Here is a 14,204-nt window from a genome sequence, read left to right as displayed (position 1 = left end):
CTTCAACCCACGTAAAGCCGTAGCTCATCAATATCCGCTCTCCTGACGTTGAATGTTGATTTGCCGTTTCTTATTGTAAGCCTCCGTAATATCATTCCCGGTGAATCCGAGCATGTAGATTAGTGCTATAAAGTCTGAAATGGCATCGAAGAAATCCCAGCTATCCATGTTTGTTGATATCTTGTCAAAGATGCTGTTAAACTGAACAGTGACATTAGTTCTTCCTTGAACTCTCTGAACGTTACAATCCCGTTTCTCCGGTATCCCTAGATATATCCCCACGGATAGGAAGAAATGAAGGGTATCGGCTGCCTCTTCAAGCGCCCTATCTCGATTCATAGGTTTATCAGACCAGTGCTTAAAGCACTTTACTTCATTAGCAAACTCAGATAGCTCAACTCTTAAAGCAAGGATTGTGTTATCCCATAGGTCTTGATCTTCCAATCCTTTTTTCTTGATGATGTAATCATTTAGTAGGCGCTGCCTTTCGAAAAGTGGTTCCAGATCAATATTGTTCTCCTTAAATGGTTTAAAATCAGTATCATTTAACATCAGTGTCCATCTCCTCACGAATGACTTGTTTCTGCCAATCTAGTTGCTCTTTGTTCAATATTTCTTTAACTATTTGATTGTCCTGTGTATCCATCAATCCTCACTCCCCGATTTTTTTATTTTCCAAAGGTCTACGCCATTGTTAGTTTTAAGAAACCTTACGTGGCATCCAAGCATCAACATAACGTAAAACTTGCTCTAACTCCTTACGACGTACATCCTTGTAACTCGATACTCCCCAACGATCTTTTATCTCTCGATGCAGTTGTCGAAATAATTCACTTCTGCGTTCTTGATCTATTTCCAGCTCGTACACTTTTCGAGCAATTGCTTTTTGTAAATTACGCTGTTGACCACTATCCAACGTAATTTGCCTTTCTACCTTATACTCTAGTTCACTGAGTTTTTGACCGTGTGTTTGTGTAATGCTTTTAACCTCTTCCATTTCCTCAGCCATTTCCACTGTGAGTTTGAGAGATTGAATAATAGCTTGTCGATCATTCAAAGGAACCACTTTGTTTTGATTTAATTTTTCTTTCATCTGTTTGAATTGTTCTAAGAAGCGAATTTTCATTTTCATTGCTTCTGGCGTTACATAGCTCATGGCAACTAGAGCAAAAGCATCTTCTGTTAGATTGTATTTAGGGTACATTTGCTTGTTTTGAGGGTGTGTGTAATGGGTCTCCTCAAAGTTGAGGGTACCCCATTCCCCCTCACCAGCTTCACTTAACTTTTCAATCTGATTTCGAATATCACGCATTACATTATCGTGGGATTTTCTAAAGACCTCTGCGATTTTTAGACTATCTGTGAACACCTGATTGTTTTGAATAAAGACTAGTTGATTCATGCTTGATTCCTCCTTGGTTGTCTTAGTGATTCGTATAATTCTTTCAGCTCGGGATCATCCATGATCGTTTGCTTTTGTGTAACGCGTGTTGGTTGTTCCTGTTGCTCTTGATCTATCTGGCGTTGAACAGCAGCTGGGTATTTGTCTTGCAGAACTGGTCTATTGCCATATCCTTTTTTGCCTGATACAACTTGCAAATGGTTAACCCTCTCTGCTTTGGAGCGCTCATGATCTTGCTTATTTAGTTCAGCTTGTTCTGCTGTTTTAATGCCTCTTGATGGGAATTTATTAATAATGCCCTTGCAATAGTTCCAATCCTTGCCTTTCTCTGCTGCTTCTCTCATGGCCCAAGCAATAGCTGACATCTCTATTCCGTCATCGAGGTAACTATGTAAGAGTTCCGTCATGATGAAAGTTGGCTCGAAAACGAAATATTTTTTGTATTGATCAATCACACTGTTAAAAACATACAAATCCCTACCGCCTACCTCCACCACTTCCCCTAAGGGGGATATAGGGGGTATTGTTTGTTCTTGTTCTTTTTTTTCTTCTTGTTCTTCTTGTTCTTCTTCTTTTTCTTCTTCTTTTTCTTCTTCTTTTTCTTCTCCCAAGTCTATAGATAGGGTATCCATAGGGTATCCATATTCCTTACACAATGTATCGAAAGCCCTTATAAATTCTTGAGTTTTTACTGCATTCAGCTCTTTCATAATGCAAGCTTTGACTTTTGGGCTTTTGATAGAATTATGCTTTAACCAGTTCAGCAGCATGATTTCCTTTGTTTGATCAGAGTAAGCAATCTTGCCATATTCCACGAAACGTTTAAGCAATTTCTCAACTGTTTCACGGTTGTAACCTGTCTCCATTTCAATAACTCGCTTAGGTAGTTCGTATATTCCGCATTGCGTCGTTTTGCTGTTTGTCATGAGGTAAATGTAGAAGTATTTCTCTTCTGGTGTTAGGTCTAAAACAAAGGCATCTTGCCAAAAACTTGTTTGTACTTGCCTATAAGTTGCCACTTACTTCCCCCTCCTTAAGATGCTCCTCCCCGGTAATACGGGATTAATACTTTCTGCTGGTATTCTTCGAATGCTTTCCGACCTGACTTGGTACTATGCGCTTTCCAGTGGCATGTACCTGTTTGAGTTACAGGACCACATGCTAAGGCAACGTTATAAGCTTCTCCTGTACCTCCTGCACTTCTGAATATGATGTGGTGGGCTTCTAACCACTGATTACTTCCGCATAACACACATTGCCCATTATCTCGTGCTACTACTTCCGCATAGACCTGGGGAGTAATTCTCCCCTGATCTACCCGTTTTTTGGTTCTATGTTTGTTACCTAGCTTTGGTACGGCTCTTACTTCATCAAACATTCCCATATTTATCACCATCCTAGAAAGGTAAGTCATCATCTGTAATATTGATTGTTTTGTTACCAGAGAAAGAGGCATTAAATGATTGCCCATTGCTCTGCTGAGCTTGTCCATCTTTATAACTTAGGAACTCAGTACTTTCCGCTACCACCTCGGTAACATAGACCTTTCTTCCCTCCTTGTTGTCATAGGTTCTCGTTTGCAAACGACCTTCTACAGCGCATTTCTTTCCTTTAGCAAGGTATTGAGCACATAGGTCTGCTAATTGTCTCCACGCTACAATATTAATGTAGTCAACTTCTTTTCCGGCTCCCGAATAAGGCCGATTGATTGCTAGAGTGAAAGTAGTTACGGCAACGTCATTCGGGGTATAGCGCAACTCAGGGTCCTTTGTTAAGTTACCGATAAGGATTACTCTGTTAAGCACTCTTAGTTGCCCCTCTTTCCTTTATTTTTCTTGTAAGGTAAGCCTCCATTTGGTTATCGTTATATCCTTTTTCTGTCTGATTCTGGTACCAAGCATCAAAGTCATCTAACGAGTACCCCAGAAGTTGCCACTTAGCTTTTAATACAGCTTCCTTGCTATTTCTTACATTTGGTGTTGCTTTTTGTTTTGTAGGCTCTGTTTCTTCATTACTTTTATCTGCTTCTGAGTCGTTTTCAGGATCGTCACCAGTTGGAATCATAAATACTTTCATAAGAGCATATTTTTGAGCACCTGTTATAGCTTTATAGGTGGCTTTATCACCTGCATCTTGGCCTTCACCGACCATATGAAAGATTAACTCCTCATCAGAATCACCGTCATAAAACTTAAACTCCATTTGAACAGTCGCGATATATTCGGTTTTACCCTTGCCATTTACATGTTCACGAATGCTATGTGCTGTCATATTTGGAACCAAAATGATATTTTGATCCGCAAGAACCTCCCTAACTTTTTCAGCTACATCTGCCTCGGTGGCATAATTATAGTCATGAAATTTGTTATAGCCTCTCTTCTGAATGTACTTAACATTTTGCATAACCTTAGCTAGCTTCTTGACCAGAGAACGAGGTTGTTCACTCATTCGTTAGTCACCTCTATTTTTAAAGCCTCTGGTTGCTCAACGACCTTGATCCCTTCGATAAAATTCCCTGTACTAGGATCAACTACTCTACCATCTTCATGTATTTGCAAATGTTTCTTTAAAGGGGCTTTATCCAATTCGTACTTCGTTCTAATAAATTCTTCTAACCCTGCTGACTGAATCGATTCGATAGCTACCTTCTCATCAATGTAGTCCCATTTAGGTAGTTGTTTACGAAAGCTCACTTTTCCATAAGGTGTGGAAGCTTTCCATTTAGGATCATTAGTCCTTTGTTCCCTTGCATATTCCTCTATAAGTTGAGTGAAGAATAAACGACTGTCCTCAATGGTTTTCGTTTCTCTGTTCAACCAATCAATCACGCGCATTTTTTCTTTGTTAGCCAAACTCTGCTTCGCCATTATCTCTGCATCTAATGCAGCAATCTTCCGCAAGACCCAGTTAAGAGAATCAAGATCATGCACACGAAAACGTTGTTTTGCCTCTTCTTCTGATAATTCAAAGCGTATATCCTCAATTTCATTTAGTTCATATGTTTGCAAGGCTGATAAATTCATTTTCAATTCCTCCTAAGATTTAAGTTTTATTGCGTTGATTAAATGTACCGATTATCCTCTTGCTTGAATGGGAGATAATCCATTTAAGAAATCCCTAAGCTTTACAATTTCATCCCAATCTTGCAGAGTAACAGCTTGATGTCCTTTCCAACCTAGTCCCTCAACATATTCAGGGGTTTGTTCTATGTGTAAAGTGCCATCCATTTTATAGGTTGCTACTCGATCGAAAATTCCGCCAATTAATTCGTTTGTTACAATATCTTTGTTCATATGCTTGTCCAACCTCCGCATCTAAATGTATTTAAAATACTTGTCTTCTTTGTTGAGTAAAGAAATGTATTCCCTTCGACCTTCTTCCGTGGCAAGCCAATTATCAATTTTCTTCGTTCCGTTAAAGCGTTGTGTAATCCCTTTATTCTTGAAAAAAGAAAACGAGAATTTTGATATACCTCTGCGTTCTTGTCCATCCTCAGTATCGTAATAATGATTGATTTCGTAATATTTAAAACCGCAATAGTTCACAATGCATCCAATAGCTATTCGTTTAATTTTTATTACTTTAGGTTCAAACAACTTGTCCAACCTCCGATTATTTGGTATTGTTGAGGTACATTTTTTTCTTACGAGGCCGTCTGTTTGCCGCAGGCGGTTTTTTCATGCTCTCTAATCGTTTTTTCTAACTCACGAGTAATCTCTTTATAAATTTCATAGGCAACTGTGTCTCCATCTGTTTTAGCTGTGACCATTAATCTCTGATAAAACAAGAATCTTCGTTTAGCAGTCTCAATACTCACCTTTTTCCTCCTTATTTAGGATTTGTTTAGCTTGCTCATGCTGACGTGCTATCCTGATATCTGATACCTTCTTAGCTATGATTTCCTTCTTCTTGGCATCAACTGTATCTCCATTTCTGAGACTAATCTTAGAAAGATCAAGAATTCCATTTATGATGTGATACAACTCCTCTTCATCGAGACCGTCCAGCATTTCTTTCACTGCTCTTCCTCCTCTAAAGCGCCATAATTGTTTTTAAATCCTCTACCTTAGGCATTGCTACATATTCCCGAAATGCCTCGTTATTCCACATAGAACCAACCTCTCCCATGTTTGCTCTTCCAGAACGTTGTAAGGAATAAAATAACGTCTTAACAGCAGGTATTAAGTCGATAAGTTGCTTTTGATGATTCTGCATGGACATGCTCATGGGTCTAACCCCTTTAAGCTCCATTCTTTTCAACTTTGGTTCCTCTTTCTCTAAAGCTCCAATAGCTTTTTCTGCCTCTATCAATTGCTTTTTTAGGTTTAAAATCGCATCTGATACATCTTGATTTAAAACTGGATCAACTGGGGCAAGAGAAAATGGATCAAGTCGATACATGTGCGTTAACATATCCCATCCTTCATACCATCCTGTTATCTCGCACCATTTGGCAGCTAATTTTATAGAGGGTTCGTCGTATCCACATTCAATATTGCTTACCCTTTTTTGAGCGATTCCGAGGGCTATTCCCAATGCAACCTGGGTCCTAACACTAGGTTGCATGCTATTTATTCGAAAATGTTTAAGGTAAAGACCTATCTGTTGACGGGCGTATCCTATGTTCGCCATTTGTTCTCACTCCTATTGGATATAATTGTCATGTATGATTAAATCGTGTTCATCTTTCATCATGCTCTCCCTCGGCTGCTTACCGGGGGAATTTTTGAAAGCTTGTCCACCTTAGAATCCGCGCTACTGCGCGGAAATAACCAAATGATTGTCAGTATTTTCTTGCTGTTCTGCCTGCTTTAATCGCATCAATTTTTCTTTTTTTATCAGTTCAATTACTTCCGGCATAATTGCATCAAAAAAGCGTTTTGTTTGTTCATGATTTAGCATGATCTTCATATACAACAACACCTCTTTTGTTTTTTAGATGTATATGAGTTGGAGAGTTTGTCCTATCCGTTGGTGTTTGAGTGTTCATTGGATGTGATTACGATAGGTCGGTTCTCTTTGTATTTTTTTGAAGCCTTAACTGCTTTCAAGCTAGTTTTTGTTCTCTTTCGTCACATTTACTTTCAAAAAAAATAGTCCAATCTAATCCAAAATACCTTGCAATCTTTTTAGCGGTCTTTATACCCAATGCATTACCATTTTCAGCTTTAGTGTATGTAGAACGATTAATTCCAACAAACTTAGCTACTTGTTCTTGCGTTAATCCTTTACTCTTTCTAAGGTTAATCAGCCACTGCCTAGTTTTCATATCCACCCTCCTTCTCTATGAATCTTATTTTTGTTCTGTATAATCACATTATATTGTTCCTTTTCATCACAGTCAATAGTTTTTGTTCTTTATCAGCACAAATCTTTCTTTGTGATTTTTTGTCACATATAATTATTAGTAATTAATAAATACGGAGGAAAACAAATGGCTCTAGGGGAACGATTAAAAGCATCACGAAAAGCGAAGAAACTGACTCAAGCTGATCTTTCTAAACTAGTTGGAATTAACCGCTCAACATACGCGAAATACGAAATTGGAATCAATGAGCCTGATAATGACACCCTCCAAAAACTTGCCGACTTCTTTGGGGTATCAATTGATTACCTTCTCGGAAGGATCAATGATCCTAGCAGAACTTTAAATCAAGATGTCCGTCTTTTTGTTGATAGTTTGGAACTAACCGATGAAGAAATATTGAAAAAAATAAACCTTATAAACATAGACGGAAAACCTTTAACAAAAGAAGAAGCTTTAGAGTTTATAGCTTTTGTTAGAGCAAAAAGAATGATTAACAAATAATAATTCCCTCCTATTCAGATGACGCGGAGGGAATTTCTTTTTCAAGTTCAAGTTGTTTTAAAATATCTTCGATCCTTACATTAACTTTTTCATAAACCACTTCTATTCCATTCTCCTCTGTCACTATATCACCCTCCGAATCTTGTATATTTTTCATTTTTTATGTTACATTTGCCTCTTTTATAAAAATGGTATCATCTAAAAACGGAAATTTTTGTCGAATTTTGCGTTTTTTAGGTATCAATAGACCCCTAGGTCAATTTATCTTTACTTTTTATTTAAAAGAAGATATAATTAAAAAATTTGCAATTTACCCTAACAAAAAATAAAAACCACCTTATTAAGGTGGTTTCAAGTTCCTTTTACATTCTTAGCTGTTTGCTTCAAAATATATGGAGATATAGTAATCAATTATTATTTTATTCCGTTGATAATCCTCAGCAGATAATAAACTGTAAATTTCATTATTTAAAGTAATTATGTTAAATTTATCAGTATTTCCAACATAGAAACTTTCAAAGTCAATTGTTGCCAAAATAATTTGGTTTGATATTTGGGCTTCTTTTGTTAACAATTTCAAAATCAATTCACTATTTGAAATACTTTGTTCTCCTCCTTTAGGAGAATCAATAACAAGTGGATATTTCAATCCATCCGGTTTGTATTCCTCCACTAACTTTATAAATGAATACACTCTAGATAAATTAAGTCGAACTTGACCACTGCCAGACGCTTTTACATTTTTTCCTATATTATAGTTTTTAGGCAACTCATTCTCATCTGAATTAAATCTCTTTAAATTTAAACTCAAAATATCCCTGTAACGCTTATTTGCTTTATCTATCTCATCCTGCCATTTTTTTAACTTCCCTATAACTTTCTTTAATTTCTCCGAATTAATTTCTATTTCACTTACATTTTTTTTAAGTTCTATGCTTAATTGCTTTTGAGTTTCTTGTAAACCTTTGAATTTTAATATATCTTCAAAAGTATTATCTGAATCAATTTTTTCTTTTTCAATAGCTTTCAAAGCAAATTCATAATCCTGAAATTCCTTTTGTACTTTCTTTATTTGTTTTAGTATTTTTTCCTTGATATCTATCATTTCTAATTTTGAAGCTTCTAAATCTGCAATTTTATAATTAATTTTTAATATATCTTTAGTTTGTAATTCAAAATGCTCAAAACAATGCGGACACTCTACATCAAATTGATGTTTTATATGTTCCTTTACTTTATCACTCTGTTTCAAAGCATTATTTAAATTACCAATAACATTTTCAATTTTATGCAATTCCTCTTGATATTCTATAATTTTTCTTCGAATATTATTTAAATCATATGAATACTTTTTGTATTTACTAAGTATCTCTCTTTTTTGAATTTGTAAAGCTGTCGTATCCATTTCCAAATTAATAGCTGTTATATTTTCTCTTATGTAAGTAAGTAAACCCAATATTTCTTTATTTCTAGTTTTCAAGCTATCCAACAAAAAATCTAGCTCTTTTTTTTCTTTTAACCTTAGTCCGTATTCTACATCAAGAATACCTAAATGATAATAATATAATGAATCTCTACTCTTTTTATCGAATTGTCCCAAATTATCAAAGGACTTTAATTCCGAAGTCCAACCATGGTCCTGATCAATATAATAGGGAATATAATGAAAAACAGGAGGAGCTATTACATATCTTTTTTGTTTGTCTTCTAAAAAAATGCTGAACCCAAATATATCACCTAGCTCACATGACAATTCAGTCGAACTTGATGTCTTTAAAATACCTTTATTATCCTTTATTACAACAATATCACCATGTCTAATAAAAACATATTCTTTGCCATTCACTTCTATTTCTAGAATGTGAATTTTAGTTTTTAAATTTAATCTTTCAGCAAAAAATACCACTGCCCCCAATGTATAATAAATGGATTTCATTATAGTTGATTTGCCTATTTGATTTCCTTTACTCGTAACAATATTAATTCTATCCTTAAAAATTACACTTTTTGATTTTTTATCAATTACATCAAAAATGAATAACTTATTAATCAATACCCTATTCATGGTTTTATCCTTCCTTCAAGTATAATTCGATATTTTGCATATATAGAACTTCTTTTTCTTCTTCTGAAAAGCCAATATTTATTTGAGCATCGAATACATCTTTTAAAATTGTAACCATCTCAATTCTAGTAAGCCGATCATTCTTATCAATTTCTGTTCTAATATGTTGACAGATTGTTTCATTTATATCTTGTAAGATGTTGGGGGAATTATTACATTTTTCTTTAACACTTGCCATCGCTCTCCTATATATACTTTCTTCTTTTAAACTTAAAGTTGGTTTATCTTTATATTTGTTACAAATATCATCATAACTTAAAACATCAGCATTTATTTTTTTTGAGTTCTCTAATAATGATGCGAATTCGTCTCTTGAGTAACTTTTTCTTCTTATTACATTAGCTATTTCATCCTGTAAACTGAATTCGTAATTTTGTTTTGTTGTAAGAATATCTTCCAGGGTGGTATAAAGTGCAGTAGCAGCTTTTATGCTAATATTTATTTCCTCGTCCATTAGTAAAGAATTTAATCTAGTTTGACTAATTTCTTTATGATTATGAAAAGACATGTCTATTAATGAATATATAAACTTAGGTGATAATCCTTTTTTTGCAAAAGATGGGCTAGTAGACATATTTGTTTCAATTAAAGTTTTAATCTCTTCATCTAAATCATTAAATAAAATTTGTTCAGCATTAACTCTCTTCTTTTTAAATTTTAACGGATTATTAGTTATTAAATATATCTCTTTTACATCTTCATCTATTTTTTCAATATGATCATATAGCTTCAAAAATACGTCACTACCTATCAAAGCTCTTAATTCAAAGTTCCCTACAGTAGCATCTCTAGTTTTTAATTGGTACGTTACAATATTTGGTTTTTCAATTGACGTTTTAAATATAGCAATATCATCTATACAATCCATAACAACGGTAAAATCTTCAGTTTTAAATAGCTCAAAAATTTTCCACATAGCAAAACTAACTTGCATGGCAAATCTGTTAGAAGACCTTGATCCTGTATTTTCACGTGCTTTATATTTTCTTAAGCTAGGATAAGAACTTATATTCATTAGACAATCCTCCTTTAACCCCCCAAAAATAATTCTTCGAGCAAGTAACCAGATTATGCTAATTACCATAATATATCATTTTTTGTTTTTTTTATAGAAAAAGTTATATTTTTTAAATATCACTTAACTAGTTTTACAAATCTTACGAATATTCCTTAGAGTAATTAGATGATGAATGTAACACCTTTTTTAAAACCCAAATATTGTTTGAATCTCTAAAATTTTTCTCAGAACTTTTCGAGAAAAGGATAAAATATAGATAAAAGCCCTCTTTTTATAAGGAGGACTTTTCATGTCAATATGAAACCACCTTATTCAGATTGGTTTCTTTGGTAAATCTGTGAGGAATTTCTTGTACTTATATCGCGATACTGTTGTATGCATTCCGTTTGGAAAGTGAACACTAATCCCATACGGACTAGCATCTACACTTTCTATATTTTTAAGATTTGTAACATTTGTTGAGTCTAAGTTTGTAAATCCATATTTTTCAAGACAAATGAACATGCCTTCCAACGAGTTCACAGATAAAAATAAACCTTTTTTCGTATGGTACGCAATAGTTGTGTCATTATACCGATCAACGAAATTAAAATCATCTATTGAGAGTTCTACATACGCTGATCTATCACTTCTGTTACCTGACGGCGTTATACCGAAAAACTTTGGCGAATCTCCCATAACTCTACTCTTACTTTCTTAATTCTTTAGGTACAACTGGGCTCCCGATTGTAACTTTAGCAAGCTTCGTATAAACCTTACCCAAAGTACCTAATCCCTTTGAAATTGTTTTTGCGATCTGTTTATTCATTGTCCTCACCTCCTTTTAGGGATTAAAAGCATTGATTGTGCAAAAAAAGATAAGGCCACAATATGTGACGAAATAAAAAAGTTGAATAACACTAGAATTAGCGAAACTCCCTTTAATAAAAACTCTCTTCTTTTTGGAATTAATTCTCCCTCAAAACTACTATTCGGCGCGAAAAATAATACTAGAATTACATTTAATATATTAATTACATTTATATAATCAAACAATGGAATATGAGGAATAACTGTTATGATAGCCGTTGTCAGTACAAAGCAAGTAGTTAAGGATGCTGCATGATACCCCTTTGAAAAAATACGGAGCACTACAAAACATATCAGCGCTACGATTGTATCCAGAAATGAACTCGTGAAAACACCAATCAGTAAAGAAAAAAATAATACTAGTAAATAATTAATTGTAGTAGACAATGAATAAGATAAAACATTTACACTTTCTTTTTTTTTATCAGGATTTGCATTATAAATTTTAACTGCAAGAAAATAGGATAGTTTTTCAATCATTGGTCATTTCCTTTTTCTCTAATAACTTAATCAGGATAATTAAATAGATAATAAAAACAGGAATTAACCAAGTTGGATTCCCATTGAATGTAAGCATCCAATTTGTTACACATAAAATTGTTGTTGACGATAGAAACACTGTTATCATTATTCGAAATCTTAGAGGTGTTATTTTAGTCTTTATGTGGACATCATGTGGAGGTACCATAATAAATGAAAATCCATGATTGTACCTGTAAATTAACCAGGCTATAAAAAAAATAATTAGATGAGTCGAGAGTTGTATTAAGTAAGTACCCCAGTTTGTAAGTGCTTGTCCGTCTGCCAATGAGACTATACCTGTCAAAAGTAAAACTAAATAAGTACTGTATTGCACAATGTTAAAGCATAAATACCCTACTGTTGGTACTACAATACTGTCAAATAACTTTACCTTTAACATATATCTAAAAAATAAAATAAGTATCGTATATTGAAACCAACCGTCAACACTTGGAATATTAAATACTACCCTATTTAGGTAGGATACCAATGAAGCTGTAATTGATATTATCAGGAACTCCTTTTTGTATATCAGTGGGAAGCGAAATACTTTGAACGACAGCACCAGTATCGCCAATATATCAATACTACCTAAAATTATGTATAAGAGAGTATCCATTTGTATTACCTCGATATATCGTCATTGTAATGAAGTTAAGTTATAAAATAGCTTTAATAATTTTTCTCCTTCAGTATCTTTTTTCACTTCAATTAACATTTTACCCTTCCAAATACTTTCAATCCACCTAAATATTCATTAATTTTATATCAATCAAACGATATATGCTGTATCTAAATTCCTATAATATGGTATTATTAGGAAAGTAGTTTGTTTCAACCTGAAACTTTTATACATTAAACCCTCTCCAAAACCAGTCTTATGTACTGGGAAACGGACAAAGGGTTATTTTTACGCCTATGGAAAGTATGTAAGTTTACGGAATTAGTAGGGGAAGAATTTAGTGATTTATACCTACATCTCCATTAACCTATATACATTTCTATTGTTTTCAGATAAATCTTTAATTTCTTAGATATAAATTTAAACTAGGGAGGAATGTTGGTTGCTAACTCAACAACAGGCTGATAATTTACTTCAAGCTGCTAAAACTTTAATAAACTGTACCCATATAAACTTTCCAAAACCAGGCGATAGTTTAACTCTAGAAGCCGAAACCTCAACTGGAAATGATTCATTTTTATTAGATATAAATAGAAAAGGAAAAATAAGTCTAAGTAAATGTACTCTTCAAAATAGACATATGAGAACAATTATTTTACTTAGAGTTGATTTGGTGGGTCCCCCACACACAAATCCTGATTTACAAGAAATACCTTGTCCACATATACATATCTATCGTGAAGATTATATGGACAAATGGGCATACCCACTTCCAGAAATTATGCCTACCAATATTTCTGATCTTGGACAGGTATTACTTGACTTCTTAAAGTATAATAATATTACTAATGTACCTCTAATAACTTATCAAGGAGGTGGACTTGTATGATGGAACTAGGTATCCAACTTAAAAATAATTACTTAAATTGGCTTAGAGAAAAAATTATTTTAAACGATCTCGGTAGTGCTATTGAAATAACAACCCCATTGCTTGATCGGCATAATGACCACTTACAAATATTTGTAATACCTCAAGGGAATGAATTTAAAATAACTGATGATGGTTATATAATAAATGATTTATTAATGTCTGGGTGCGATATAGGCTCTTCGAAAAAAAGACGTGAAATCCTTCAAACTATCCTTAACGGTTATGGGGTTTCAAGATCGTCTGACGATGAATTATTTGTTATAAGTAAAATAGAAGATTTTCCTCAAAAAAAGCATATGTTACTACAAGCTATGATTTCAGTTAATGATATGTTTGTGACTTCTAAACCAACCATTCAAAGTTTATTTTACGAGGATGTAGAAAACCTTCTTGATGAGCATGATATAAGGTATACTGATAACGTCAATTTTACAGGTAAGAGTAGTTACATCCATAAATTTGATTTTGTCGTTCCCAAATCAAAGAAATCCCCGGAACGCATAATTCAAACAATGAATTCTCCAACAAAAGATCGAACCCAATCATTACTGTTTGCTTGGAGTGATACTAGAGAAACCAGAAAGAACGATTCTACTCTGTATGCTTTCTTGAATGATTCTGACAAATCAGTAAGTGGTGAAATAGTTGGAGCCCTCGAAAGCTATGATATTAAACCTGTACTTTGGTCCGAGAGAGAAAAATACATTGATGAACTATCTGCTTAATACAAATTAGGCATAGTACTCAATGTATTTTTAAACGCCAAAAAAGAACATACGTTCCTGCAAAAAACTTTATGAACATTAATTGATTAATAGTAATCATAGCTAAGAGTAGGAAAATAATAAAGAACTTTCTAACTCCTACAATATTCCGCTGTTTATAAACACCTATAATATGGTATTATAAGAGTACAAGCTTGCATA

Annotated in this window: 21 protein-coding genes; 3 read left to right on the top strand and 18 right to left on the bottom strand. The window is 33.8% G+C overall.

Features of this window, described 5'->3' with window-relative positions:
- Positions 1–27 precede the first annotated feature (27 nt).
- The 14 genes from O0550_RS00235 to O0550_RS00170 form a co-directional block, all read right to left on the bottom strand.
- Positions 28–552 carry a dUTP diphosphatase gene (locus O0550_RS00235; RefSeq protein WP_258425381.1) on the bottom strand — a complete coding sequence of 175 codons (525 nt, stop codon included), beginning with the start codon at positions 550–552 and terminating at the stop codon, positions 28–30.
- A 148-nt stretch (positions 553–700) separates the two neighbouring features.
- Entirely contained in the window at positions 701–1,402 is a 702-nt protein-coding gene (locus tag O0550_RS00230; protein WP_258425380.1) for a Rha family transcriptional regulator, read from the bottom strand.
- A complete protein-coding gene (locus O0550_RS24470) occupies positions 1,399–2,421 on the bottom strand; it encodes a DnaD domain protein (protein WP_258425379.1) in 1,023 nt (340 codons plus the stop codon). The genes O0550_RS00230 and O0550_RS24470 overlap by 4 nt, the downstream gene beginning before the upstream one ends.
- A gap of 14 nt (positions 2,422–2,435) precedes the next feature.
- Positions 2,436–2,786 carry an HNH endonuclease gene (locus O0550_RS00220; RefSeq protein ID WP_258425378.1) on the bottom strand — a complete coding sequence of 117 codons (351 nt, stop codon included), beginning with the start codon at positions 2,784–2,786 and terminating at the stop codon, positions 2,436–2,438.
- A gap of 13 nt (positions 2,787–2,799) precedes the next feature.
- Positions 2,800–3,207 (bottom strand): single-stranded DNA-binding protein, encoded by a 408-nt coding sequence (locus O0550_RS00215; RefSeq protein ID WP_258425377.1) that lies wholly within the window; start codon positions 3,205–3,207, stop codon positions 2,800–2,802.
- Positions 3,200–3,850 carry an ERF family protein gene (locus O0550_RS00210; RefSeq protein WP_258425376.1) on the bottom strand — a complete coding sequence of 217 codons (651 nt, stop codon included), beginning with the start codon at positions 3,848–3,850 and terminating at the stop codon, positions 3,200–3,202. Before O0550_RS00210 ends, O0550_RS00215 begins: the two co-directional genes overlap by 8 nt.
- Complete coding sequence (locus O0550_RS00205) at positions 3,847–4,425, bottom strand: host-nuclease inhibitor Gam family protein (RefSeq protein ID WP_258425375.1); 579 nt, start codon at positions 4,423–4,425, stop codon at positions 3,847–3,849. The genes O0550_RS00210 and O0550_RS00205 overlap by 4 nt, the downstream gene beginning before the upstream one ends.
- 51 nt (positions 4,426–4,476) lie before the next feature.
- Positions 4,477–4,695 carry a hypothetical protein gene (locus tag O0550_RS00200; protein WP_258425374.1) on the bottom strand — a complete coding sequence of 73 codons (219 nt, stop codon included), beginning with the start codon at positions 4,693–4,695 and terminating at the stop codon, positions 4,477–4,479.
- 21 nt (positions 4,696–4,716) lie between these two features.
- The gene (locus O0550_RS00195) at positions 4,717–4,998 is read right to left on the bottom strand and encodes a hypothetical protein (protein WP_258425373.1); all 282 of its coding nucleotides are present in this window, start codon (positions 4,996–4,998) and stop codon (positions 4,717–4,719) included.
- 47 nt (positions 4,999–5,045) lie between these two features.
- Entirely contained in the window at positions 5,046–5,219 is a 174-nt protein-coding gene (locus O0550_RS00190) for a hypothetical protein (protein WP_163246390.1), read from the bottom strand.
- Complete coding sequence (locus tag O0550_RS00185; RefSeq protein WP_396125577.1) at positions 5,209–5,421, bottom strand: hypothetical protein; 213 nt, start codon at positions 5,419–5,421, stop codon at positions 5,209–5,211. The genes O0550_RS00190 and O0550_RS00185 overlap by 11 nt, the downstream gene beginning before the upstream one ends.
- Before the next feature lie 13 nt (positions 5,422–5,434).
- A complete protein-coding gene (locus tag O0550_RS00180) occupies positions 5,435–6,034 on the bottom strand; it encodes a helix-turn-helix domain-containing protein (RefSeq protein ID WP_258425372.1) in 600 nt (199 codons plus the stop codon).
- A 123-nt stretch (positions 6,035–6,157) separates the two neighbouring features.
- Complete coding sequence (locus O0550_RS00175; protein WP_197245840.1) at positions 6,158–6,313, bottom strand: hypothetical protein; 156 nt, start codon at positions 6,311–6,313, stop codon at positions 6,158–6,160.
- Positions 6,314–6,449: 136 nt separating this feature from the next.
- Complete coding sequence (locus O0550_RS00170; RefSeq protein WP_197245839.1) at positions 6,450–6,671, bottom strand: helix-turn-helix transcriptional regulator; 222 nt, start codon at positions 6,669–6,671, stop codon at positions 6,450–6,452.
- A gap of 165 nt (positions 6,672–6,836) precedes the next feature.
- On the opposite strand from O0550_RS00170, the gene O0550_RS00165 reads away from it, so the two are divergent.
- Positions 6,837–7,211, top strand: a complete 375-nt coding sequence (locus O0550_RS00165; protein ID WP_197245838.1) for a helix-turn-helix domain-containing protein — start codon at positions 6,837–6,839, stop codon at positions 7,209–7,211.
- A gap of 370 nt (positions 7,212–7,581) precedes the next feature.
- On the opposite strand, the gene lmuB is transcribed toward O0550_RS00165, so the two are convergent.
- From lmuB to O0550_RS00150, 4 genes are all read right to left on the bottom strand, one after another.
- Positions 7,582–9,276 carry a Lamassu anti-phage system protein LmuB gene (gene lmuB / locus O0550_RS00160; protein ID WP_197245837.1) on the bottom strand — a complete coding sequence of 565 codons (1,695 nt, stop codon included), beginning with the start codon at positions 9,274–9,276 and terminating at the stop codon, positions 7,582–7,584.
- A 4-nt stretch (positions 9,277–9,280) separates the two neighbouring features.
- Positions 9,281–10,351, bottom strand: a complete 1,071-nt coding sequence (locus O0550_RS00155; protein WP_258425371.1) for a DUF4297 domain-containing protein — start codon at positions 10,349–10,351, stop codon at positions 9,281–9,283.
- A 315-nt stretch (positions 10,352–10,666) separates the two neighbouring features.
- On the bottom strand, positions 10,667–11,032 hold the full coding sequence (locus O0550_RS24610; protein WP_396125576.1) for a LytTR family transcriptional regulator DNA-binding domain-containing protein: 366 nt from the start codon (positions 11,030–11,032) through the stop codon (positions 10,667–10,669).
- 135 nt (positions 11,033–11,167) lie between these two features.
- The gene (locus tag O0550_RS00150) at positions 11,168–11,683 is read right to left on the bottom strand and encodes an accessory gene regulator B family protein (RefSeq protein WP_258425370.1); all 516 of its coding nucleotides are present in this window, start codon (positions 11,681–11,683) and stop codon (positions 11,168–11,170) included.
- A gap of 1,106 nt (positions 11,684–12,789) precedes the next feature.
- Here O0550_RS00150 and O0550_RS00145 point away from each other — a divergent pair.
- Complete coding sequence (locus tag O0550_RS00145) at positions 12,790–13,236, top strand: DUF6978 family protein (protein WP_258425369.1); 447 nt, start codon at positions 12,790–12,792, stop codon at positions 13,234–13,236.
- On the top strand, positions 13,233–14,003 hold the full coding sequence (locus O0550_RS00140) for a DUF1829 domain-containing protein (RefSeq protein ID WP_258425368.1): 771 nt from the start codon (positions 13,233–13,235) through the stop codon (positions 14,001–14,003). The genes O0550_RS00145 and O0550_RS00140 overlap by 4 nt, the downstream gene beginning before the upstream one ends.
- Positions 14,004–14,204 lie beyond the last annotated feature (201 nt).

The organism is Brevibacillus halotolerans, from assembly GCF_026891775.1.
Lineage (GTDB): Bacteria > Bacillota > Bacilli > Brevibacillales > Brevibacillaceae > Brevibacillus_B > Brevibacillus_B halotolerans.
The sequence above is the reverse complement of the archived record's forward strand: the minus strand, read 5'-3'. Positions and strand labels throughout refer to the sequence as shown.

Excerpts from the sequence above, each read along its gene's own strand:
- O0550_RS00235 (WP_258425381.1), bottom strand. The coding sequence starts at position 552 with ATGTTAAATGATACTGATTTTAAACCATTTAAGGAGAACAATATTGAT.
- O0550_RS00230 (WP_258425380.1), bottom strand. The coding sequence starts at position 1,402 with ATGAATCAACTAGTCTTTATTCAAAACAATCAGGTGTTCACAGATAGT.
- O0550_RS00220 (WP_258425378.1), bottom strand. The coding sequence starts at position 2,786 with ATGGGAATGTTTGATGAAGTAAGAGCCGTACCAAAGCTAGGTAACAAA.
- O0550_RS00210 (WP_258425376.1), bottom strand. The coding sequence starts at position 3,850 with ATGAGTGAACAACCTCGTTCTCTGGTCAAGAAGCTAGCTAAGGTTATG.
- O0550_RS00205 (WP_258425375.1), bottom strand. The coding sequence starts at position 4,425 with ATGAATTTATCAGCCTTGCAAACATATGAACTAAATGAAATTGAGGAT.
- O0550_RS00200 (WP_258425374.1), bottom strand. The coding sequence starts at position 4,695 with ATGAACAAAGATATTGTAACAAACGAATTAATTGGCGGAATTTTCGAT.
- O0550_RS00180 (WP_258425372.1), bottom strand. The coding sequence starts at position 6,034 with ATGGCGAACATAGGATACGCCCGTCAACAGATAGGTCTTTACCTTAAA.
- O0550_RS00175 (WP_197245840.1), bottom strand. The coding sequence starts at position 6,313 with ATGAAGATCATGCTAAATCATGAACAAACAAAACGCTTTTTTGATGCA.
- O0550_RS00170 (WP_197245839.1), bottom strand. The coding sequence starts at position 6,671 with ATGAAAACTAGGCAGTGGCTGATTAACCTTAGAAAGAGTAAAGGATTA.
- O0550_RS00165 (WP_197245838.1), top strand. The coding sequence starts at position 6,837 with ATGGCTCTAGGGGAACGATTAAAAGCATCACGAAAAGCGAAGAAACTG.
- lmuB (WP_197245837.1), bottom strand. The coding sequence starts at position 9,276 with ATGAATAGGGTATTGATTAATAAGTTATTCATTTTTGATGTAATTGAT.
- O0550_RS00155 (WP_258425371.1), bottom strand. The coding sequence starts at position 10,351 with ATGAATATAAGTTCTTATCCTAGCTTAAGAAAATATAAAGCACGTGAA.
- O0550_RS24610 (WP_396125576.1), bottom strand. The coding sequence starts at position 11,032 with ATGGGAGATTCGCCAAAGTTTTTCGGTATAACGCCGTCAGGTAACAGA.
- O0550_RS00150 (WP_258425370.1), bottom strand. The coding sequence starts at position 11,683 with ATGATTGAAAAACTATCCTATTTTCTTGCAGTTAAAATTTATAATGCA.
- O0550_RS00140 (WP_258425368.1), top strand. The coding sequence starts at position 13,233 with ATGATGGAACTAGGTATCCAACTTAAAAATAATTACTTAAATTGGCTT.